Below are 1,177 nucleotides of genomic sequence, written 5' to 3' on the forward strand. Positions count from 1 at the left end.
GACTATTTTGTACCCCATTATTGACTATTTTGTACCCCATTATTGACTATTTTGTACCCCATTATTGACTATTTTGTACCCCATTATTGACTATAAAATTAAAAATTGATAGAATATAGCATAATAGGAAACATAGTAAAAGGTAAACAAGATGGTATCAAATAGAAAATCCAGTAAAATCTATGAAGAACTAGCTTCTCGTCAAAATTATTTAGTTGTCCAGGCGAATGACTTGGCCAAAGCTTTTGGTAATTTAAAAGCTTTTGAACACAAGGTTTTAGACTACTGTTTTTCATCTGTAACGAAAGATAGTAGAGTCGGTGATGTCTTTACGGTTCATAGCCTTGACATTATGAAGCACTTTGGATTAACTAAAAACGGTCAGAATTATAGACGGATTGCAGAAGCTTTTTCGAGACTTAACGAGAATACAGCCCTATATATCCCTGAAACATTGCCTGACGGTAGACGTTCAATAATCATGACTCAACTTTTCAGCAGAATAAGATTTATCGAGGATGGCCTTGTAGAGTTCAAATTCTCTGAAGATGCTGGACCTTTAGTTTTTGAGTTGAAAAGAAACTACTACTCTTTCCATTTGGATGAGTTAGGAAATGTGAAATCAAAGTATTCTTTGATCTTGATGAAACTTTGGGAAGCATATCGCTTAGGAAATCGAGAATATACAACCATTAAGGGAAGTTTAGAGGAGTGGCAAGATTGGTTCTTGGGTGAAGAGAAGTCATGGCCTGCAGGTTTGTTTAAGAGGAACGCTCTAATGGTGGCATGCGAAGAATTAGAAATGAAATTCAACGCTGATATAGATTTAACAACTGTAAAAAAAGGACGAAAAGTTATCGGGTATGAGATGGTAATTAGGGATAGACGGATGCCAACCACTGCAGATGTAATCATAGAGGCAGAGAAAGCATCACATCAGACAGACATCTATGATTTTTTGTAATTTGAACTTATATTAAAAATTGAGGCTTGCGTATGCAGCCTTTTTTCTTTGAGAAAGATAGAGATTGAAAAAGAGTTCGTTAACTCATTGGTGCTACTAGCTTTATAGCAATATTGCGCTGAGGTGGTTAATTATTTTCTAGGATGAGAAACATATTTTGTAAAAAATGTTGTTGTAACTCCTTGATATTGCTTGATTTACAACGAAATAGGA

At 34.9% G+C, this 1,177-nt stretch carries 1 protein-coding gene; it reads left to right on the forward strand.

The genetic code is table 11. The features are described from left to right. Positions 1–151 precede the first annotated feature (151 nt). On the forward strand, positions 152–964 hold the full coding sequence (locus GMD5S_RS0210095; RefSeq protein WP_000254441.1) for a replication initiation protein: 813 nt from the start codon (positions 152–154) through the stop codon (positions 962–964). The last annotated feature ends 213 nt before the right edge of the window (positions 965–1,177 follow it).

This window comes from Streptococcus sp. GMD5S (assembly GCF_000298715.2).
Lineage (GTDB): Bacteria > Bacillota > Bacilli > Lactobacillales > Streptococcaceae > Streptococcus.

What these genes read in the sequence shown, in the direction of transcription:
- GMD5S_RS0210095 (WP_000254441.1), top strand. Translation starts at nt 152, where the DNA reads ATGGTATCAAATAGAAAATCCAGTAAAATCTATGAAGAACTAGCTTCT.